We start from the raw sequence: 20,472 nt of genomic DNA, 5'->3' as shown, positions 1-20,472 counted from the left end.
TCGGCACGGCACTATCTGCGTCCGTGTCGCCAACCCCATGCCGCCCCGCCAGCCAGCGAGATCAATGCCATACAGGCGCTTAGGTGGTACATGTTGCCCTGTTCCGCGTAGAGCGCCGGTCCCACATCCGCAGAAAACATTTCCATGAACAGGCTGAGAAACCACAATGCCGGAAAGGCAGCGGCAACCGGCACCAACCAGCGATGCAGGCGTCCCGCCATCATGCAGAGCAGTGCTGTGCCAAGGCCCGTCATCCATAGGTGAAGGAATGAGGGCTCTTTGTCACTGACTTCCGCATAGGCGATGCAGGGGAGTGCAAGCAGCAAGGGCATGACAAGAATCAGGTTGTTGCGCCACGTGTGTGTCGTATATTTCATCGTTTCTCTATTCATGCCTTCATTTTTCGCATCCGTGCTTGCTTCACGAAGCCATGCAAAGGGGTTCTTAAAAGTTGGTAACAATTGACTGTTTTACAATTTTATCTGCATCCATGATCATTTTGCGCAATGACCCGAACGCGTTGTGCGGGTCGGCAACATTGATTAAAGGTGCTTCATGTTTCGATGCGGCTTCGAATTAAATAATCAGCCTTTGAGTGAATTCTGCATCGTCAACAAATCATTTGCGGATTGCTGGTGGGTGTACGGTCGCCTCGGCTTGCCCTGGGCGCATGGCAGCGTTGTTCGTCGCTAGTGTGGCCCGCCACACGGCGCTCCTTACGCCTTGCATCCCGGAGCAAGCCGATTCTTCCGTACACCCATCTGCAATCCTCTGTAGAACGCCGTGGTGTAGAAATTGCAAACGGCGAATCCGGCATGGTGGCGAACTCGTTCAGACGACGGCAATCGTTGTCGCAATCATTATCCTGCTTATCTTTGGTGGAGTGCTTTATCTGTTTGGTGACGAAAACTATCACTCGGGGCTAGTGGTGCGAGCTAACAATTTGTTGATCAAATGGTGGACGAAAATCATGCCGATACGGCGTCAACAATGCGAGCAACGATTGGCAAAGGCGCGGCCTTGCTGTGCTTTTTTCCTTGTTTCGACATGATTTCGCCAAATTTGCTTTCCACAAGTTTCGAACTCACACCACCAAGGACGCTTGCTTACTATCCGATGTCGTCTTCTCTTATTCGAAATGTTCCGCTTGTCGATGCCGTGTCCATTTCCGCATATCACGGCAGCATAGGCCATGCAGACGCTCGCTATCCCAAGATATTCAGTGAAAACACAAATGTTGCAACGTTGATAAAACCAATTCATGTTTCACTTCCACAATATTGCTAAAATTGCACTCTCTTAAGATTGGAGAAGGTTGTCCAGCATGGTATCTCGCATCGTTAAAACAGGGTTGGTCGTTATCGCCTTAGTTGCGACGCTTCTCGTCGGCTGGCTTTCATACCTGTTTGGTGAAGAAGATTATTACCCTAAGCCAGGGACTCCTTCGTTTTACCTGAAGCTTTCCTCTCTCATCCGCAATATACCGCTTGCTTATGCTTCCTCTCTGCCGGCATATCGCGGCAGCGTCGGTGACGGTCCTAAGCCACCCCAGTCGTCTGTCTGTTACGCGGCGCAAAGCAGCAAAGAAGTCTGGATCATAACGAGTATCCGTACTTATCTACAAAGAAATGGATATACATTCAATTCCTTGGAAACGGATTCTTCCATGACTTTATTTGCAGAAAACAAGCCCCTTCATTACACCGGGTATGTCAACGAGGGTGGTCAATCCGTCGATCTGCTGATTAATGCGTCGTCCAGTCCGCAAGAAATTAACGTCTGCATTACTCATTACGAATAGAGAAGAGAACATACATGTCAAACCGCGAAGACATTCACCATGGAAGGCTTATTTATACCTGCAACTGTGGCTGGTTGGATCTTGGACACTTGAAATCGTCATTGCGCCCTCACGCCAGCGCAAGATATCTATGGCAGGATATTCTTCATGAACGGGGCTTGACCGTTACAGGTTATCAGGGCAAGCACTTCGTCGGTTATAAACAGTCTATGAGCCGTACCGGCATTTCGGCAGAGCATTTCCGAACCTATTGGATCAAAAAAGGCTTATCCATCAATGAAAAACAATCCATTGCGCTATCCATTTTCATGGAAGTGTCTTTGGGTTTTGAGGGTGTGCAGGAAAGGTACTCTTTATTCACCAACAGCGGTTATAGCGAGGAAGACCTTGTTTCCAACTTAGTTGGTTTCTATGTAGAGGTGTTGGGAATAAATTGGGCAACAACATGTAAACCGGTATCGGTAAAAGCTTCACAAAGTGTTTGGGATAAAGCCGGCCCAGTTGGCTTGCGAAAGAACAGAAGTTTTAAACCGAATTTTCATGATTGTGATGAATGCATTAGTAAGCATGGACTTGTAACACCAGTTTTTCCTCCAATCTTCAACTCGATCTAACCTGCGATCAAGGGGAAGCAGTTTGGCGACGCCAATAAAGCAATGCCGCTGCCCAACCACTTGCAATCTTTGCTGTACCGTCAGTAGGAATAGTGTGAAAGACTGCTTAATAAAAATTTGAAGAAAAATTTTTCAAGAGACGAATACTTGATAGCACTCGTCTCTTGTCGGTCAGTATTTATTGCAGAGATTATTTCAGTATCTCGCAATGGAGCCAAATTCGATCAAGGCTTACTTCCCCCAGCTATCCTTCAGCGTCACCACCCGATTGAACACAGGTTTGCCGGGCTGCGAATCCACGCGGTCGGCGACGAAGTAGCCGTGCCGTTCGAACTGGAACTTGTCGTCCGGCAGGGCGGCGCGCATGCCGTGTTCGAGATAGGCGGTGATGACTTCCTTGGCGGCGGGATTCAGCGCGGCCATGAAGTCCTTGCCGCCGGCATCCGGATGCGCATCGGTGAACAGGCGGTCGTAGAGGCGCACTTCGGCTTCCAGCGCATGGGTTGCGCTGACCCAGTGGATGTTGCCCTTGACCTTGTAGTTGTTGGCGCCGTCGGTGCCGCTCTTGGAGTCGGGGAAGTAGTTGCAGTGCACCGCGACCACGTTGCCGTTGTCGTCCTTGTCGCAGGCGGTGCATTCGACCACGTAGCCGTAACGCAGGCGCACCTTGTTGCCGGGGAAGAGGCGGAAGTAGCCCTTGCTCGGCACTTCCATGAAATCATCGGCCTCGATCCATAATTCCTTGGTGATCGGGAAGTGGCGCTGGCCGCGTTCCGGATGGTGCGGATGCACCGGTGCGCTGCATTCGTCGACCAGGTTGTCCGGGAAATTGTCGATGATGAGCTTGAGCGGCTTGAGCACGGCGGTAGCGCGCGGCGCCTTGGCGTCGAGGTCGTCGCGCAGTGCGCCTTCGAGCGTGCTCATGTCGATCCAGCTGTCGGCCTTGGCCACGCCGACGCGTTCGCAGAACAGCTGGATGGATTCCGGCGTATAGCCGCGGCGGCGCAGGCCGACGATGGTGGGCATGCGCGGATCGTCCCAGCCGTCGACGATGCTTTCATCGATCAGCTGGCGCAGCTTGCGCTTGCTGGTGATCGCATAGGTCAGGTTCAGGCGCGCGAATTCGGTCTGCTCCGGCAGTGGACGCTTGAAGAAGCCGCCTTCGGCAGCGCGTTCCAGCACCCAGTCGTAGAAGGGGCGGTGGTCCTGGAATTCCAGCGTGCAGAAGGAATGGCTGACGCTTTCGATGGCGTCTTCCAGCGGATGCGCGAAGTCGTACATCGGATAGATGCACCACTTGTCGCCGGTGCGGTGGTGGTGCGCATGGCGGATGCGGTAGATGGCCGGATCGCGCAGGTTCATGTTGGGCGACGCCATGTCGATCCTGGCGCGCAGGATATGCTCGCCATCCTTGAATTCGCCGGCCTTCATGCGGCGGAACAGGTCGAGCGATTCCTGCGCCGGGCGGTCGCGGAAGGGTGAATTCTTGCCGGGCTCGCCGAAATTGCCGCGATTCTTCGCCATGTCTTCCGCGCTCTGGCTGTCCACGTAGGCATGGCCGGCGGTGATCAGGTATTCGGCAATTTCATAGAACTTGCCGAAATAGTCGCTGGCGAAATACAGATGCTCGCCGGACTCGTCCTTCCAGTCGAAGCCCAGCCACTTGACGCTGTCGAGGATGGTGTCGACGTACTCCTGTTCTTCCTTGGTCGGATTGGTGTCGTCGAAGCGCATGTGGCAGCGGCCGCCGAAATCGCGCGCCAGGCCGAAGTCGACGCAGATGGCCTTGGCGTGTCCGATGTGCAGGTAACCGTTGGGCTCGGGCGGGAAGCGGGTGATGACGGCGGGCAAGGGGCGGCCGAGGATATCGGTGCGCTGTTGGTATTTGCCGGAAGCAAGGTCGGATTCGATCAGGCCGCGCAGGAAATTGGAACCGCTCGCGTTATCGGTGGATACAGCGGATGCGGCGGATGCTTTGGGATCGGTGCTCATGAATTCTTGGCTTTGCATGGATGGAAAGACTGGCAGCATTTTACCGTACGGGGAGGGGAGGGGCGGAGGAAGCTTACGTACCCCGCGGCGCAAGCATAATGATCGCCATCCCGGCCAGCGACACCGTCACGCCGGCAACATCCCAGGCGGACGGGCGGATGCCGTCGACCGCCCATAGCCACCCCAGCGCGACCGTGATGTACACCCCGCCGTAGGCGGCATACACCCGGCCGGCGGCCTCGGGATGCAGCGTGAGCAGCCAGGCGAAAACAGCCAGGCTCAATGCCGCCGGCGCCAGCAGCCAGGGAGTTGCTCCTTTCTTGAGCCACAGGTACGGCAGATAGCAGCCGATGATTTCGGCAAGCGCGGTCAGGATGAAAAGAAGGAGTGTCTTGGCAGCGAACATGGATTTTCAGGTTGATCCGGCGGATTCCGGGTATTGCAATGCGAGACTCGCGGTAGCAGGAATGGCCGCCGGGGGCTTTCCCGGTAGGCAGCGCGGGGAAACGGGGTTACATTGCCAGCGCATGATAACCCGGGAGCATCCATGAAACTGAAACGCGAAGACTTGCAGGCGGCGGCCGACGCCGGATTCATCGAACCGGCGCAGATCGACGGCTTGCTGGATTTCCTCGGACGGCGCCTGGCCCCGGGGCAGGCTCCCGGCATGGCCCGCTTCTCGGGCACGCATGTGCTGTACTACCTCGGCGGCATGCTGGCCATCGGCGCCGCCACGCTGTTCGCGACCCTGGCAGTGGAAGCCGCCGGAATGCCCGCCCTGCTGCTGATCTCTTCGCTGTATGCCATTGCCGCGATCGCGGCGGCGGCATGGCTGGAAAGGCGGGGACATGCCATCCCCGCCGGCATTCTCGCAGCGCTTGCCGTCGCCCTGGTGCCGCTGGCCACCTACGCGCTGCAGCATGTGCTCGGCTTCTGGGCGGACGGCACGCATGCGCAGCATTACCGCGACTACCACCGCTATATCGACTGGCGCTGGCTGGTCATGGAACTGGCGACGCTGGTGGCCGGCGCGGCGATGCTCCGGCGTTTCCGCTACCCCTTCCTGATGATGCCGATTGCCGTCACCTTGTGGTACATGGGCATGGACATCGTTCCGGCGCTGATCACCCAAGCTGGAGAAAGCGGCGGCTGGTTCAGCGGCCGGGCCTGGGAATTGCGGAAGATGATTTCGCTGGCATTCGGCATGGTGATGCTGGCCGTGGCGTTCATCGTGGATTTGCGCACGCGCCATGACAGGGACTATGCCTACTGGCTGTATCTGTTCGGCCTGATGACGTTCTGGGGCGCCCTGTCCCTGATGGGATCGGGCCGGCTTGACGGCAAGCTGTTTTACCTTGCCGTCAACTTCGGCCTGGTACTCGCCGGCACGGTGCTGGGACGCCGCATGTTCGCGGTGTTCGGCGGCATCGGCATCGCGCTGGTGCTGGGCGACCTGTCATGGAACCTGTTCAGGAACAGCATCGCCTTCGTTCTGGTGCTGAGCCTGCTGGGTTTTGCGCTGATCGCCCTCGGCCTCTGGTGGAGCAGGCGCGAGGCCGCGCTGTCCGCCCGCATGCGCGGATGGCTGCCGGCACAAGTGCGCGAACTGCTGGAAGCGAGAAGGACTTCTTATTGATTCGGCCCGAAAAACGGTGCATTTTCCGCGCCGGAGCTATGGAAAGGATGCAAACGGTTCATGAAGCGCCCGGGGCATAACCCGGAATTAAGGCGCTTTATGCCTTCAAATCATGGTTATCAAGTTCTCGTGATTGACATTGCTTAAAGGACATAGCGGTTGCACTGCCTGCCTTGATTTACATCTATTTCTTCGCATTTGAAAGTGGTTTTAATACACCACGTAGAGCAGTGCAAGCCGACCGGTTTGGCCAAGGCCGAGGCGCTCGGGCTCAAGCTTCTCTATGCAAGGCGCCAGGTGCCGGAAACCTTCTGTACATCATCACGCATAGCTCCACCGCTGGCCCGCGGGGTCCAGCGCCACAGAAGCCGGCATCGATGCAACGCATCTGCAACCGGGCGCTTTTTTGTCATCAGGGTATGCGCATATATCTGGCACCGGAATGCCGGGGCGTACCCGCATCATCCGGTTCAGGACAATCAAGGAGCGAGCATGAACATTCGACGCGAGGATCTCGAAGCCGCAGCCGCGGTGGGCATATTGCAATACCGGGAAATCGATTCCCTGCTGGTGTTTCTTCTGCAGCGCGACGTGCGGCTCAAGCGCATGGAACTGAACGGCCAGGCGGAGGCGCAGCCGGGCCGCATTCGCGGCGCCATCGGCTGGCTGCTCACGCTGGCGGGGCTGGTTGCCGCGGCGGTGCTGGCATTCCAGTTCACCGGGCAGGCGGTGCAGTCGCTCGGGGTCGGCGTGCTGTTCTTCCTTGCGCTCATCTACGCAAGCGGCACCTTTGCGCTGACCACCTTCATCAAGGGCGAGGTGCTCGGCAGCCGCGCCCGCATGACGCTGGCCTTCCTCTTCGGCGCGGCGCCGCTCGCGGTGTTCGCGCTGCAGCGCGCGCTCTGAAAGAGCAGGGCAAGGCCGTCACATCTGGCGGAACAGGTGCGCGTACACGCGACTGACGGGAAGCATCGCATCCCGCCCGCGCAGCCTGAGCGAGAGCTTGCCGCTGTCGTCGCGAACCGCGGCCTGGATGCACTGCACGTTGACCACCGTGCCGCGATGGATTTGCCAGAACTGGTTGCCGTCGAGCTGCGGCAGCAATTCCTTGAGGCTGGTGCGTATCAATGACTCGCCGTCCGCGGTCACCACATTCACATACTTGTCGGTCGCCTCGAAGTAATGCACCTCGGCGACCGGAATCAGCCGGATCTGGTTGCCGACCGCGGCCCGGATGATGGTCAGCCTTTCGCTCGGATGCGACTGCGACTGCGCCGGCATCAGCGTGCGCAGCTGCCCGACGATGCGCTCAAGCGCCGCGTCGCGCTCCGCATGCCGCTGCAGCCGCGTCTTGAGGCGCTCCACCGTCTTACCGAGGCGCGCCTCGCTGACCGGCTTGAGCACGTAATCCGCCGCCGCCTGCTCGAAGGCCTGCAGCGCGTATTCATCATAGGCCGTCACGAACACGACGAGAGGAAACGGCGACTGTTCGGGCCAGTCTTCGGCCAGTTCCTGGGCGGCCTCGATGCCGGTCTTGCCGGGCATCTTGATATCGAGGAACAGCACATCCGGCCGCTGCGCCAATGCCTCCTGCACCGCGCTCACGCCATTGTCGACCACGCCGCAGATCTGCATTTCCGGCCACAGACGCTGCAGCGTCTGCTGCAATGTAAAGGCAAGAATGGGTTCGTCTTCGGCAATCAAGGCACGCAATCTGTTCATGATGGAATCCTCAGCCTGGCCACGGCGCCTTCGGGCTCGTTGGGCAGGAGTTCAAACGATGCCCGCTCGCCGTACAGCGCGCGCAGCCGGTCGCGGATGTTCGCCAGGCCCACATGGGTGCTGTGCACGCCGGCCGGCTTGGCATCCAGGCCGAGCCCGTTATCGGCGATGCGCAGACACAGCATGCCGGTCTGGCCTTCCCGGGTGGCCGACACTTCGATATGGCCGCCGCCCAGCTTGGGTTCCACGCCATGCTTGATGGCGTTTTCCACCAGCGGCTGCATCAGCATCGGCGGCACTTCCTGCGCACTCAGCTCATCCGGCAGGCTCAGCCTGTACGACAGGCGCGCGCCCATGCGCACCTGCATCAGGCTCAGGTAGGCATCCATCAGCGAGAATTCATGCGCCAGCGTGGTTTTTTCAGATCGGGAAGAGGTCAGCGTCGCGCGCAGGTACTGGATCAGCTGGTCCAGCATGTGCTGGGCGCGCTGCGCATCGACGGCGATCAGGCCTTGGAGGTTGGCCAGCGTGTTGAACAGCATGTGCGGCTCGATCTGCGCCTGCAGCATCTGCAGCTGCGCCTGGATCGCCTGTTTCTCGATGGCGGCGGCCCGCGCCTTTTCGGCTTCCGCCTGCGCCTTCAGGTATTCCATCTTGCCCCGGCTCCAGAAGAACCAGGTGATCGCGATGCAGGTCAGCAGGAACAGGGTCATGAAGCTGACCATGTTGTTCGAGCGGACGGCGGAAATGCTTTCGCGCGGGATGCCGAGTATCCAGCTTGCCACCGTGTTGCCGCAGAATTGCGACAGCGGCAGCGCCATCAGGAACAGCAGGAAGAAGGGCAGGCGCGGCGGTCTGCCGGTGCCCCACATCAGCAGCCGTCCGCCGTCGACGATGGACACCATCAGCAGCCCGATGCACATCGACACCACGAAGCTGACATAGAACGAGGTATTGACGCGCATCAGGTAGGTGATGGCCAGCGCGATCGCGGTATTGAAGATGCAGGTAATGCCGATATCCGCGGCGAACCGGCGCAGTCGCGGATAGGTTTCGGTTGCTGTGGCTTGTGCGGAATTCATTCGAGGCGGCGATGCTTGTTCATTTCATGTTCGATCAGGCGTTCCTTCCATGCGGCTCCCGGTGCATGCAGGAAAACGCCGAGGCCATGGAATAGTAACCCGATTCCCCAGCCGAACAGCGGCCAGACCGCCCAGACCTTGTGAGGCGAGGCCAGGAAGTTGACCAGTACCAGGCCGATATTCACCAGCACATACACGCCGAGATGAATGCCGAAGCCCAGCTTGCGTTCGACATGGCGGCGGGCGTTGCGATACGAGGGGGAAGTGTTCATGATGTTCTCCATTGCCAGCGTTTTTTCAGATAGCTCAGATGAGACCGGCCGAATGCCACACCAGGTAGCCCAGGCGGCGGTCGGGCAGCAGGGTGAAGACGCCGGCGATCACCAGGCCGATATAGGTGTAGCGCATGCCGCGCCGGTGCGCCTGGATGCGGCCGCGGGCCACGGCGAAGAGGGATGCCCCGAGGCCGGCCAGCGCCAGCACCGATAGCAGGTGTATCCAGGACAAATGACCGTTGCTCCGGATGGCAAAGGAACCCAGCGCGGTCACCAGCATCAGTGCCACCCAGATGCGGCCGAGAAAGCGGTGCAGGGTCGTGCCCTTTTTCAGCGCCAGCGCGAGTCCGCCAGCCAGGACCGCGCCGCTTGCCGCGAAGATATGGATCAGGATGACTGGAGTGAATTGCATGATGCGCTCCCGAAAATGCCGTTGAATGGGGTCATTTTCGGGAAGGCGCGGGCCGCTTCAAAGCGGAATGCGACGAATTGCGGTTTTGCGGCGTGAACCGAAGTTTTGCGGGAGTGAAGCGTGGCGGCTCAGAACCCGACGGCCTGGCCGTCGCGCCGGGTGTCGCTGGCCGCGACATAGCCGTCCGCCGTTTTCCAGATGAACTGACCGGCGCCGAAATCATGGATGCTCTTGGTGCGGGTGTTCACCAGATGGCCCCGCGCAGCCAGCTCGGCCACCACCTCGGCCGGCATGCCGCGCTCCACATCCAGCTCCAGGCCGGTGTTGATGCGCCAGCGCGGCGCATCGCAGGCCGCCTGCGGCTGTTGACCGTAAGACAACATGCGGACCAGTGCCTGCACATGCCCCTGCGGCTGCATGTTGGCGCCCATGACGCCGAAGCTCATCTGCGGCAGGCCATCCTTGGTGAGAAAGCCCGGAATGATGGTGTGAAACGGGCGCTTGCCGGGCGCCACGCAATTCGGATGCGCCGGATCGGTCGAGAAACCGCAGCCGCGGTTGTGCAGGCTGATGCCGGTTCCCGGCACCACCACGCCGGAGCCGAAACCGAGGAAGTTCGACTGGATGAAGCTGATCATCATGCCGCTCTCGTCGGCGGCGCTGAGATACACCGTGCCGCCCCGCGGCGGCGTGCCGTGCGCCGCATTGCCCGCGCGCTTCATGTCGATCAGCTTTGCGCGCTCGGCAAGGTAAGCGTCGTCGAGCAGTTGCTCGGCGGTGACCTCGGTCATGTGCCTGGTGTCGGCAACCCAGCGGTAGGTATCGGCAAAGGCCAGCTTGACGGCCTCGATCATCAGATGGTGAAAATCGGCCGAATCCGGCGCATGGCGGCGCGGGTCCGATTGCGTGTGCTGCTCGATGATGCCCAGGGCAAGCAGCGCCGTGATGCCCTGGCCGTTCGGCGGTATCTCGTGCACCGTATGGCCGCCGTAACTGCGGGAGATGGGCGTCACCCATTCCGGCCGGAAAGCGGCCAAGTCATCCGCGGTAAGCGCCGCGCCGTGCTGCCTGGCGTGCAGCGCAATGGCTTCGGCCAGTTCGCCGCGATAGAACGCCTCGCCATGGGTTTCCGCGATGCGCATCAGCGTGCGCGCGGCGTCGGCGAATACGAATTTTTCACCCACATGCGGGGCGCGGCCCTGCGGCATGAAGGCCTGCGCATAGCCGGGCTGGTCCTTGAGCCTGGGCACCGCCTTTTCCCATTTGCTCTGCACCACCGGAGTCACCATGTGGCCGCGTTCGGCGATATCGACCGCCGGTTCGAACAGTTCCGTGAAGGGCAGCTTGCCGAAGCGTTCCGACAATTCCACCCAGCCGGCCACCATGCCCGGCACGGTCACCGTATCCCAGCCCAGGCCCGGAATCCTGCCGTCATGCCGTTGCCTGAAGTAGTCGGGCGTCCATGCCTGCGGCGCCGGTCCGGAGGCATTCAGGCCGTGCAGTTGCGCGCCATCCCAGAGAATGGCAAAGGCATCGCCCCCGAGGCCGCAGCCGACCGGCTCGACCACCGTCAGCACCGCAGCCGCGGCAAGGGCCGCATCCACGGCATTGCCGCCGCGCAGCAGCATGCGCAAGCCGGCCTGCGCCGCCAGCGGATGGGAGGTGGAAACGACATTGCGCGCCATCAGCGGGCTGCGCGTGGTCGGGTACGGATTGTTCCAGTCGAAGTCGTCCATGGCAGCTCCCTTATGGTTTTAAAAGATCAAACGGGCCGGAAAAGGGTCAGAAAAGGATCAGATCAAACCCTTGGCGCGCAATTCCTGGATCTGCGGTTCGCCGTAGCCGAGGATGTCGCGCAACACCTGGTCGGTATGCTGGCCCAGCGTCGGCGGTGGCGCGTCGTAGCGCGGCGGCGTGGCCGACATTCTCATCGGGCTGCCAACCAGCTTGACCGTGCCGCCGCTCGGATGCGGCATGTCGACGCGCAAGCCGCGCGCCTGCACCTGCGGATTGTCGAACACTTCATCCAGGTCGTTGATCGGTCCGCAGGGCACGCCCGCCGCTTCCAGCGCGTCGATCCATTCCTGCTTGGTCTTGGTCCTGACCATGTCGGCCAGCAGGGGCACCAGCGTGTCGCGGTGCCGCACCCGCATCGGATTGGTGGCGAAACGCTCGTCCTGGTGCAGGTCGGGCCGCCCGCCGGCTTCGACGAAGCGGCGGTACTGGCCGTCGTTGCCGACGGCGACGATGATGTAGCCGTCCGAGGTGGGGAAGGTCTGGTAGGGCACGATGTTCGGATGCGCATTGCCCCAGCGCTTCGGCGCCTGTCCGCTCGCGAGGTAATTGGTGTTCATGTTGGCCAGCATGGCGACCTGCACGTCCAGCAGGGCCATGTCGATGTACTGGCCTTCGCCGGTGCGGTCGCGATGCGTCAGGGCGGCCATCACCGCGATGGTCGCATACATGCCGGTCATCAGGTCCGAGATCGCCACGCCGGCCTTCTGCGGCCCGCCGCCCGGCAGGTCGTCGCGCTCGCCGGTGATCGACATGAAGCCGCCCATGCCCTGGATGATGAAGTCATAGCCGGCGCGCTGCGCGTAAGGGCCGTCCTGGCCGAAACCGGTCACCGAGCAATAGACGAGATCGGGCTTCTCGCGCCTGAGGGATTCATAGTCGAGCCCGTATTTCTTCAGCTGCCCGACCTTGTAGTTTTCCAGCACCACGTCGGACTGCCGCGCCAGTTCGCGGATGATCCGCTGGCCTTCCGCCGAGGCGATGTCGAGCGTGACCGAGCGCTTGTTGCGGTTGGCGGCGAGATAGTAGGCCGCTTCGCTGGTGTCCCTGCCTTCGCCATCGCGCAGGTAGGGCGGGCCCCAGTGGCGGGTGTCGTCGCCGGCGCCCGGACGTTCGATCTTGATGACGTCGGCGCCGAGATCGGCAAGGTTCTGCGCGCACCACGGCCCGGCGAGGACACGGGTGAGGTCGAGAACGCGGATATGGGAAAGCGCTTGTTTGGCGGGCGTGGCGGGCATGTTTTGAGAATTTGTCGTGAGCATCGATGAAACGTCGGGACTTCGCTTTGCCGCCGCGTCTCCATTGCCTGCGCCGGCCAAGCTCCACCGATTCTAACCCCATGCATGAAACCGCGCCGGGCGCGGCCCCGGTGCATGGAACCCGCTCAGTTGCGGCCGCTGCGCGTCGTCGGCGGAAGACCGTCGTTCAACTGCGGCCGGAACATCTGGTACTGGTCGCGGCCGGAGCGCTTGGCTTCCACCAGGGCGATATCGGCCTTGCGCATCAGCGTGTCGAGGTCGGTGCCATCGAACGGGTAGAGCGCGATGCCGACGCTGGCCGAAATCTGCACCTTGTGTCCGCCGACCGAAAAGGCGCCGCGCATGGTGTCCACCAGCTGCGAGGCGATGTCGTCGGCAATCTTCATGTCGCTCAGGTTCACCGCCAGCAGCAGGAACTCATCGCCGCCGAGGCGGGCAATGATGTCGTTCTTGCGCACCACGTTGCGCAGTCGCATCGCCGCCGCCTTCAGCAGCTCGTCGCCGACATCCTTGCCCAGGTTGTCGTTGACTTCCTTGAAGCCGTCGAGATCGATGAAGAAGGCCGCCAGCGTATTGGCTTTCGCGGTCAGCTTGGGGAAAATGTCGGCCGCCTGGTCGAGCAGGGAGTCGCGGTTCGGCAGGCCGGTGAGCCGGTCATGGCGGGCGAAATGCTTGGCCTGCGCTTCCGCGCGGACGCGTTCGACTTCCCTGAGAATCAGCGAAACGACACCGGCGACGCTTTCGGCGAACTCCGATTCATCGCGCCGCCACTGCCGTGCCTGTCCGAAATGCGACAGCATCAGCACGCCGACGTACTTGTCGTTGTGCTTGACCGGCATGGCGATCACCGCCTTGATCGAATGCGCATGGAAATATTCGCAATACAGCGCGGCGCGCGGATCCTGGTCGACGTCGGCAATCACCAGCTGATGCTCGGTGCGCAGCACGTTGCGCAGCAGCGGATGCAGGCTGCCGCCGGCCTGGTCCACCTTTTCCTCGATGAAGTTCTGCTTCGTTTCGTCATAGGACAGCATGCACAGCGTGCGCGCGGCTTCGTCATGCACATCCCAGTAGGCGCAACGATGGGTGCCCAGGGCCTTGGCGGCCGACTTGAGTATGACCTTGAGCGCCGAAGAAAAATTGGCATGCGGATGCTGCGCCGTCTGCAGCAGGCGCGTCAGGTAATGCAGCTGCCGCTTCTTCTCCGCGGCAATATCCTGCTGGCGCTGGGTTTCTTCGGTGACATCGCGCAGGTTGAGCAGCAGGCCGCCGATGTCTTCGTCGGCGAGCAGATTGCGCACTTCGCCGGCGACATGACGCCAGCCGCCGGCGCGGGACTTGAGCCTGAAAGCCAGATGCCCGGTGCGCCCGCTTTCGGTTGCCTCCGCCAGAGCGCGCTGGAATCCGGGGCGGTCTTCCTCGTGCGCCAGGTCCGCCACTGATCTGCCTTGGGAACCGGCGAGATTGTCGTAGGCCTTGTTGGCATAGCTGATGCTGCCGTCGGGATCGCACACCATCACCAGGTCCGGCAAATGTTCCGTGATGGCACGAAGCCGGCTTGGCGAATCGGGCGCATCGATCTCGCGCTTCGACAGCAGCGGCTGCAGCACCCAGATCACGCAGCCGGCGCCGGTAAGGGTATCGACGCGGTTGGCAATCAGCAGGAAATCATGCGCGGTGCCATTCTTGTTGCGCAGCCTGATGTGGCTGCCGTCGTTGGCGGGCGGCTGCACGGCGTCGCCGTCTTGCCTGAGGAAAAGGGATTCCAGCGGCTGGCCGGAAAGTTCGTCTTCGTCATAACCGAGTTGCGAGGCGAGCGTCGGATTGACATGCAGGACGATGCCGTCGCGCAAGAACAGCAGGCCGGTATCCGCTCCGCCCAGGAGATCGGAGAAGGCGTGCCACTCTGCCGGAATAATGAAAGTGGCCGTATCGAAAGGCGTGGAGTAGGTGCTATCAGCTGGCATGGCAATGCAATTTAAGGGGCTGGCCGCATGCGGATCACCATCATCGCGACGACATCGCAATGCGGCCTTCGCCCTGGATTAACGATTGGCATTAGACTACGACTCGTTTGATAATATTCCGAGACATAGATCAAGCCATGTGGTTTTATCCGAAAATCATCGCACATCGCGGCGGCGGCACGCTTGCCCCGGAGAACACGATTGCCGCATTGCGATGCGGCCTGTCCTACGGCTTCCGCGCCGTGGAATTCGATGTCATGCTGTCGGCCGATGGCATTCCCGTGCTGATGCACGATCCCCATTTCGGCCGCACCGTGCATGCGCAAGGGCAGGTCGCGCAGACCAGCGCCGCCGAGCTCGGCCGCTTCGATGCCGGATCCTGGTTCGGTGCCGGCTTCGCAGGCGAACCGGTGCCGACGTATGAACAGGCGGTGCATTTCTGCAAAACCAACGGCATCTGGATGAATGTCGAAATCAAGCCGGCGCCCGGCCATGAAGCGGAAACCGGACGCATTGTCGGCGACGTCACGCGGCGTCTTTTCGCAGAGGAAATCGCCATTGCTGAAAATGATGGCAAGCCGCATGATCCTTCGGGCCTGCCGCTGTTCTCCTCGTTTTCGTTTGATGCGCTGATGCAAGCCGCCCGCGCCGCTCCCGCAATACCGCGCGGCTTCCTGCTCGATGCCATCTTGCCTGGCTGGCATGAGCAGCTGAAAGCGCTTGAGGCGGTTGCCCTCCATACCAACCACAGGAAGTTGTCGCACCGGCAAGCCGCCGAGGTGAAGCAGGCCGGATACGGATTGTTCTGCTATACCGTCAACGACCCGCCGCGCGCGCGCGAACTGCTGGAATGGGGCGTCGACGCCTTCTGCACCGACCGGATCGATCTGATCGGCCCCGATTTCGCCGGGTAAAGCGATCCCGGGCGGCAGGCTTTCCGCGCCGGTTTTGCCGATCCGGCCACAGCGCTTCGCGCGGGACTTATCACGTATAATCAAGCGTTTGCAAGATCCCCGCTTACCCCTATTCGTCACTGAACATGAAATCGTCTGAAATCCGCGAAAAATTCCTGAAGTATTTCGAATCCAAGGGCCACACCATCGTCTCGTCCAGCCCGGTAGTGCCCGGCGACGATCCGACGCTGCTGTTTACCAATGCCGGCATGAACCAGTTCAAGGACGTGTTCCTCGGCTTCGACAAGCGGCCCTATACGCGAGCGACGACTTCGCAGAAGTGCATCCGCGCCGGCGGCAAGCACAATGACCTCGAAAACGTCGGCTACACCGCGCGCCACCATACCTTCTTCGAAATGCTGGGCAACTTCAGCTTCGGCGACTACTTCAAGCATGACGCGATCCAGTACGCATGGGAACTGCTGACCGAAGTGTTCAAGCTGCCCAAGGACAAGCTGTGGGTCACGGTCTATGCGGAAGATGACGAAGCCTACGAAATCTGGAACAAGACGGTCGGCGTGCCGGCCGAGCGCATCGTGCGCATCGGCGACAACAAGGGCGCGCGTTATGCATCCGACAATTTCTGGATGATGGGCGACACCGGTCCCTGCGGCCCCTGCACCGAGATCTTCTACGACCACGGTCCGGACGTGGCCGGCGGCCCGCCGGGATCGCCCGATGAAGACGGCGACCGCTACATCGAGATCTGGAACAACGTGTTCATGCAGTTCAACCGCGACGAAGCGGGCGTGATGCACAAGCTGCCCAAGCCCAGCGTCGATACCGGCATGGGCCTCGAGCGCATCACCGCGGTGCTGCAGCATGTGCACAGCAATTATGAAATCGACACCTTCGCCAACCTGCTCGCCGCGGCCAAGCAGGCTGTCGATGAATCCGGCGGCGGCGACTGCGACAAGGATTCCCCTTCGCTGAAAGTGATCGCCGACCACATCCGCGCCTGCACCTTCACCGTCGTCGACGGCGTCATCCCGAGCAACGCCGGCCGCGGCTATGTGCTGCGCCGCATTGCCCGCCGCGCGATCCGCCACGGCTACAAGCTGGGCGCGCGCAAGCCGTTCTTCCACAAGCTGGTGTCCGCGCTGGTCAGGGAAATGGGCGAAGCCTATCCGGAACTGCGCCAGAACGAGCAGCGCGCCACCGAAGTGCTGAAGCAGGAAGAAGACGCCTTCTTCCGCACCATTGCCAACGGCATGGAAATCCTGGAGCGCGCACTCGCGTCCGGCGCCCAGCAGATCGACGGCGACACCGCCTTCAAGCTGCACGATACCTACGGCTTTCCGGTCGACCTCACCGCCGACGTCTGCCGCGAGCGCGGCGTGACGGTGGACGAGGCGCGCTTCAACGCCCTGCTCGACGAGCAGCGCCAGCGCGCCCGCGAAGCCGGCAAGTTCAAGATGGCCCAGGGCCTGGAATACAGCGGCCATCCGACCACCTTCCACGGCTATGAAAAGCTGATCCACGACACCGCGGCGGTCACCGCCATCTACGTCGACGGCACGGCCGTCAACGAAGCCAACTCGGGCGACGATGCGGTGGTGGTGCTCGACCATACGCCTTTCTATGCCGAGAGCGGTGGCCAGGTCGGCGATACCGGCGAACTGCGCAACAGCGCATCCCGCTTCCTGGTGGAAGATACCCTTAAGATCCAGGCTGACGTGTTCGGCCATCACGGCCGCATCGTCGAAGGCGTGATCCGGGTTGGCGATGTCGTCAATGCCAAGGTCGATGCCGAGAAGCGCGCCCGCACCGTGCGCAACCACAGCGCGACCCACCTGATGCACAAGGCGCTGCGTGAAGTCCTCGGCGCGCACGTGCAGCAGAAGGGCTCGCTGGTCAATGCCGACCGTACGCGCTTCGACTTCGCGCATAACGGCCCGCTGACGCAGGAGCAGATCCGCAAGGTGGAAGCCATCGTCAATGCGGAAATCCTTGCCAACCATCCGACCCAGGCGCGCGTGATGGCGATCGATGAAGCGCAGAAGTCCGGCGCGATGATGCTGTTCGGCGAGAAATACGGCGACGAGGTACGCGTGCTCGACATCGGCAGCAGCCGTGAATTGTGCGGCGGCACGCACGTGCAGCGCACCGGCGACATCGGCCTGTTCAAGGTCGTGGCCGAAGGCGGCGTTGCCGCCGGCGTGCGCCGCATCGAAGCGGTCACCGGCGAGAATGCGCTGGCTTACCTGCAATCGCTGGAATCCACCGTCAACCAGGTGGCCGGCACGCTGAAAGCCACGCCAGCCGAAATCTCCAGCCGCATCGGCAGCGTGCTCGAACAAGTGCGCAGCCTGGAAAAGGAACTGGCCTCGCTCAAGGGCAAGCTGGCTTCCAGCCAGGGCGATGAACTGGTCGGCAAGGCCGTCGACATCAACGGCATCAAGGTGCTTGCCGCCACGCTGAACGGCGCCGATGTGCCGGCGCTGCGCGAGACCATGGACAAGCTCAAGGACAAGCTCAAGACCGCCGCTATCGTGCTGGCCGCCGTCAACGACGGCAAGGTCAGCCTCATCGCCGGCGTTACCCAGGACGCGACCGCCAAGGTCAAGGCTGGCGAACTCGTCAACTTCGTCGCCCAGCAGGTGGGCGGCAAGGGCGGCGGCCGTGCCGACATGGCGCAGGCCGGGGGCACCGATCCGAGCGGTCTGGCAAAGGCGCTCGACGGCGTCGGCGCCTGGGTGCGCGAGCGCGCCTGACGCAATCAACGCAAAAGGAGAACGGCTTGGATTACCGGTATTGTCCAATGTGCGCAACCCCGCTGATCGAGCGGACCGACGCAGGGGAGGGCGGCAAGCTGCGGCTTGCCTGTCCCGACGGACACTGGACGCACTGGGACAATCCATTGCCGGTCGTGGCCGCGCTGGTCGAGGTCGAGGGCCGCATCCTGCTGGCCCGGAACGCGGCCTGGCCGGAAAAGACCTTCGCGCTGATTACCGGCTTCATGGAACGCGGAGAAACGCCGGAGCAGGGGGTTGCCCGCGAACTCAAGGAAGAAACCAATCTGGATGCCGACGAAATCAAACTCATCGGCGTCTATGAATTCATCCGCAAGAACGAACTCATCATTGCCTATCATGTGAAGGCGTCCGGCGACATCCGTCTGTCGGAAGAGTTGGTCGAGTACCGGCTGGTTGCACCGGAAAAACTGCGGCCATGGCGAGCCGGCACCGGCTATGCGATGGCGGACTGGATGCGGTCGCGCAATCTTCCGGTCGAGTTCCTGGACTGGCCTTCTTCCTGATGCCATCGCCAAGCGCGTATCGTTGTGCGGTTTCACGCGATTATTTCTCTATGGCTTGCTGCGTCGCACCATCCCTCCCATAATTGCGGTAGAATTTTCTGCAACTTTCCCATCTATCGTTTCTTAGGGACTCGAACATGGATTTTCATAAAGAGCTCGACGCCCGCGGCCTGAATTGTCCTTTACCCATCTTGAAAGCGAAGAAGGCGCTGGCCGAAATGAGCAGCGGCGAAATACTCCGTGTATTGGCGACCGATCCCGGATCGGTGCGCGACTTTCAGGCTTTCGCACGCCAGACCGGCAATGATCTTGTCGGACATAGCGAAAGCAACAAGGAATTCACCTTCTTCATGAAGCGCAAGTAAGAATGATCAGGCGCACAAACGTGCCGCTCCTTCCACGTTAATCTACCTTCCGCGGTGAACTCCGCGGGACGGCTTCCATGCGGCAATTTCTGCTGCCCCCTGGCATTTCACCATCGTAAAAACAGGCTCGTCTTGGATTTTTCATTCAATTTAGTGCATACTCTCTACCAATTAAAAGAACGGTCGTGCTAAATTTCTGCATCAGTACAGATCTCTTTATAATCACGGTTCGGTTTACGTAAACGTCAATTGTTTCTTTACAAAGGCAAAGCTATGAAAGTTTTGGTTCCAGTCAAGCGCGTGGTGGACTACAACGTCAAGGTGCGCGTGAAGTCTGACGGTTCTGGCGTCGATATCGCCAACGTCAAGATGTCGATGAATCCCTTTGACGAAATTGCCGTCGAAGAAGCCACCCGCCTCAAGGAAGGCGGCAAGGTAACCGAAATCGTGGCGGTGTCCTGCGGCGTGACGCAGTGCCAGGAAACCCTGCGCACCGCCATGGCCATCGGCGCCGACCGCGGCGTGCTGGTCGAGACGGCCGAGGAACTGCAGCCGCTGGCCGTGGCCAAGCTGCTCAAAGCCCTGGCCGACAAGGAACAGCCGCAGCTGATCATCCTCGGCAAGCAGGCCATTGATGACGATTGCAACCAGACCGGCCAGATGCTCGCGGCGCTGCTGGGCTGGCCGCAGGCGACCTTCGCCTCCAAGGTCAGCATCGAGGACGGCAAGGCGACGGTGACGCGTGAAGTCGACGGCGGCCTGGAGACGATTGCACTGCAGCTGCCGGCGATCGTCACCACCGACCTGCGCCTGAACGAGCCGCGCTATGTGACGCTGCCCAACATCATGAAGGCCAAGAAGAAGCCGCTGGAAACAGTCAAGCCGGCAGATCTGGGTGTTGACGTGACGCCGCGCCTGAAGACCCTGAAAGTGTCCGAGCCGCCCAAGCGCTCGGCCGGCATCGTGGTCAAGAGCGTTGAGGAGCTGGTCACCAAGCTCAAGAACGAAGCCAAGGTCATCTAATCAGCCAGCGGTCGAACGCGCTTACCTCCAATTCAGATACGGAATCCATCATGACTGCACTCGTCATTGCTGAACACGACAACGCCTCCCTGAAGGGAAGCACCCTCAACACCGTCACCGCCGCCGCTGCCTGCGGCGGTGACGTCCATGTGCTGGTTGCCGGCGCCAACTGCGGTGCCGCCGCCGAAGCCGCCTCCAAGATCGCCGGCGTGTCCAAGGTGCTGGTTGCCGATGCGCCTCACTTCGCCGACGGCCTCGCCGAAAACGTGGCCGAGCAGGCACTGGCCATCGCATCCTCCTATTCCCACATCCTGGCCC

Annotated in this window: 20 protein-coding genes and 1 pseudogene; 11 read left to right on the top strand and 10 right to left on the bottom strand. The window is 61.0% G+C overall.

The window, feature by feature from the left end; translation table 11 throughout:
• Window positions 1–11: 11 nt before the first annotated feature.
• Window positions 12–392, bottom strand: coding sequence for a hypothetical protein (locus tag FH061_RS21895; RefSeq protein WP_151637971.1), 381 nt, complete (start codon window positions 390–392; stop codon window positions 12–14).
• 562 nt (window positions 393–954) lie between these two features.
• Between FH061_RS21895 and FH061_RS21890 the strand changes: the two genes are divergently transcribed.
• From FH061_RS21890 to FH061_RS21880, 3 genes are read left to right on the top strand one after another with little or no spacing between them, the layout of a single operon-like run.
• Window positions 955–1,287 (top strand): hypothetical protein, encoded by a 333-nt coding sequence (locus tag FH061_RS21890; protein WP_151637970.1) that lies wholly within the window; start codon window positions 955–957, stop codon window positions 1,285–1,287.
• A gap of 37 nt (window positions 1,288–1,324) precedes the next feature.
• Window positions 1,325–1,801: a hypothetical protein gene (locus FH061_RS21885; RefSeq protein WP_151637969.1), complete on the top strand. Its 477-nt coding sequence runs from the start codon at window positions 1,325–1,327 to the stop codon at window positions 1,799–1,801.
• A 14-nt stretch (window positions 1,802–1,815) separates the two neighbouring features.
• Window positions 1,816–2,415 carry a hypothetical protein gene (locus FH061_RS21880; RefSeq protein ID WP_225984801.1) on the top strand — a complete coding sequence of 200 codons (600 nt, stop codon included), beginning with the start codon at window positions 1,816–1,818 and terminating at the stop codon, window positions 2,413–2,415.
• A gap of 231 nt (window positions 2,416–2,646) precedes the next feature.
• Here FH061_RS21880 and FH061_RS21875 read toward each other — a convergent pair whose 3' ends face one another.
• Window positions 2,647–4,407, bottom strand: a complete 1,761-nt coding sequence (locus FH061_RS21875; RefSeq protein WP_151637968.1) for a glutamine--tRNA ligase/YqeY domain fusion protein — start codon at window positions 4,405–4,407, stop codon at window positions 2,647–2,649.
• A 73-nt stretch (window positions 4,408–4,480) separates the two neighbouring features.
• On the bottom strand, window positions 4,481–4,813 hold the full coding sequence (locus FH061_RS21870; protein WP_151637967.1) for a YnfA family protein: 333 nt from the start codon (window positions 4,811–4,813) through the stop codon (window positions 4,481–4,483).
• A gap of 141 nt (window positions 4,814–4,954) precedes the next feature.
• Here FH061_RS21870 and FH061_RS21865 point away from each other — a divergent pair, with 141 nt between their 5' ends.
• Both FH061_RS21865 and FH061_RS21860 read left to right on the top strand, forming a co-directional pair.
• On the top strand, window positions 4,955–6,043 hold the full coding sequence (locus tag FH061_RS21865) for a DUF2157 domain-containing protein (RefSeq protein ID WP_151637966.1): 1,089 nt from the start codon (window positions 4,955–4,957) through the stop codon (window positions 6,041–6,043).
• A 492-nt stretch (window positions 6,044–6,535) separates the two neighbouring features.
• Entirely contained in the window at window positions 6,536–6,949 is a 414-nt protein-coding gene (locus FH061_RS21860) for a hypothetical protein (RefSeq protein ID WP_151637965.1), read from the top strand.
• An 18-nt stretch (window positions 6,950–6,967) separates the two neighbouring features.
• Here the strand turns inward: FH061_RS21860 and FH061_RS21855 are convergent, their stop codons facing one another.
• From FH061_RS21855 to FH061_RS21825, 7 genes are all read right to left on the bottom strand, one after another.
• Complete coding sequence (locus FH061_RS21855) at window positions 6,968–7,765, bottom strand: LytR/AlgR family response regulator transcription factor (protein ID WP_151637964.1); 798 nt, start codon at window positions 7,763–7,765, stop codon at window positions 6,968–6,970.
• Entirely contained in the window at window positions 7,762–8,847 is a 1,086-nt protein-coding gene (locus FH061_RS21850) for a sensor histidine kinase (protein ID WP_151637963.1), read from the bottom strand. Before FH061_RS21850 ends, FH061_RS21855 begins: the two co-directional genes overlap by 4 nt.
• Entirely contained in the window at window positions 8,844–9,119 is a 276-nt protein-coding gene (locus tag FH061_RS21845; RefSeq protein WP_151637962.1) for a 2TM domain-containing protein, read from the bottom strand. The genes FH061_RS21850 and FH061_RS21845 overlap by 4 nt, the downstream gene beginning before the upstream one ends.
• Window positions 9,120–9,153: 34 nt before the next feature.
• On the bottom strand, window positions 9,154–9,534 hold the full coding sequence (locus tag FH061_RS21840) for a DUF2306 domain-containing protein (protein ID WP_151637961.1): 381 nt from the start codon (window positions 9,532–9,534) through the stop codon (window positions 9,154–9,156).
• 128 nt (window positions 9,535–9,662) lie between these two features.
• Window positions 9,663–11,270, bottom strand: a complete 1,608-nt coding sequence (locus FH061_RS21835; protein WP_151637960.1) for a gamma-glutamyltransferase family protein — start codon at window positions 11,268–11,270, stop codon at window positions 9,663–9,665.
• A gap of 57 nt (window positions 11,271–11,327) precedes the next feature.
• Entirely contained in the window at window positions 11,328–12,566 is a 1,239-nt protein-coding gene (locus FH061_RS21830; protein WP_151637959.1) for a CaiB/BaiF CoA transferase family protein, read from the bottom strand.
• Window positions 12,567–12,712: 146 nt separating this feature from the next.
• Complete coding sequence (locus FH061_RS21825) at window positions 12,713–14,554, bottom strand: sensor domain-containing protein (RefSeq protein ID WP_151637958.1); 1,842 nt, start codon at window positions 14,552–14,554, stop codon at window positions 12,713–12,715.
• Window positions 14,555–14,691: 137 nt separating this feature from the next.
• Here FH061_RS21825 and ugpQ point away from each other — a divergent pair, with 137 nt between their 5' ends.
• The 6 genes and pseudogenes from ugpQ to FH061_RS21795 all read left to right on the top strand — a co-directional run.
• On the top strand, window positions 14,692–15,468 hold the full coding sequence (gene ugpQ / locus FH061_RS21820; protein WP_151637957.1) for a glycerophosphodiester phosphodiesterase: 777 nt from the start codon (window positions 14,692–14,694) through the stop codon (window positions 15,466–15,468).
• 125 nt (window positions 15,469–15,593) lie between these two features.
• Window positions 15,594–18,221: an alanine--tRNA ligase gene (gene alaS / locus FH061_RS21815; protein ID WP_151637956.1), complete on the top strand. Its 2,628-nt coding sequence runs from the start codon at window positions 15,594–15,596 to the stop codon at window positions 18,219–18,221.
• 47 nt (window positions 18,222–18,268) lie between these two features.
• Complete coding sequence (locus FH061_RS21810; RefSeq protein WP_151637955.1) at window positions 18,269–18,766, top strand: NUDIX domain-containing protein; 498 nt, start codon at window positions 18,269–18,271, stop codon at window positions 18,764–18,766.
• Window positions 18,767–18,903: 137 nt separating this feature from the next.
• On the top strand, window positions 18,904–19,131 hold the full coding sequence (locus FH061_RS21805) for a sulfurtransferase TusA family protein (RefSeq protein WP_151637954.1): 228 nt from the start codon (window positions 18,904–18,906) through the stop codon (window positions 19,129–19,131).
• A 273-nt stretch (window positions 19,132–19,404) separates the two neighbouring features.
• Window positions 19,405–20,154: an electron transfer flavoprotein subunit beta/FixA family protein gene (locus tag FH061_RS21800; RefSeq protein WP_151637953.1), complete on the top strand. Its 750-nt coding sequence runs from the start codon at window positions 19,405–19,407 to the stop codon at window positions 20,152–20,154.
• 50 nt (window positions 20,155–20,204) lie between these two features.
• A pseudogene (locus FH061_RS21795) lies at window positions 20,205–20,472 on the top strand (electron transfer flavoprotein subunit alpha/FixB family protein); the annotation flags it as partial.

It is taken from the genome of Noviherbaspirillum aerium (genome assembly GCF_008929045.1).
In the GTDB taxonomy this organism is placed as follows: Bacteria; Pseudomonadota; Gammaproteobacteria; order Burkholderiales; family Burkholderiaceae_D; genus Noviherbaspirillum; species Noviherbaspirillum aerium.
This window is presented reverse-complemented; position numbering and strand designations above follow the sequence as displayed.